This window comes from Microbulbifer okhotskensis (genome assembly GCF_023895975.1).
Classification (GTDB): Bacteria; Pseudomonadota; Gammaproteobacteria; order Pseudomonadales; family Cellvibrionaceae; genus Microbulbifer; species Microbulbifer okhotskensis.
The window spans coordinates 1-238 of record NZ_JALBWM010000500.1; the positions used below are offsets into that span (position 1 = coordinate 1).

At 61.8% G+C, this 238-nt stretch carries 1 protein-coding gene; it reads right to left on the reverse strand.

The window, feature by feature from the left end; all coding sequences use genetic code 11:
- Positions 1-238: glutathione S-transferase family protein (locus MO867_RS23075; RefSeq protein WP_507161431.1), on the reverse strand; the 238-nt coding region annotated here is incomplete at both ends.

Sequence of the window (238 nt, forward strand, 5' to 3'; positions counted from 1 at the left end):
GTGGTTCTGGCCCGCCATGGGGCCCAACCCCCCCATCTGCCACATGAGCCATTCGAGCACGGTTTTGCGGGCTCGGGTCTCGGTGGGCAGGAAGCGGCCTATCTTGTCGGCCAGATAAATCAGTATGGCACCGGATTCGAATACCGAGATCGGCGCGCCGCCATCAATGGGATCGTTATCCACGATCGCGGGCATGCGGTTGTTGGGCGACAGGGCAAGGAACTCGGGCTTGAACTGG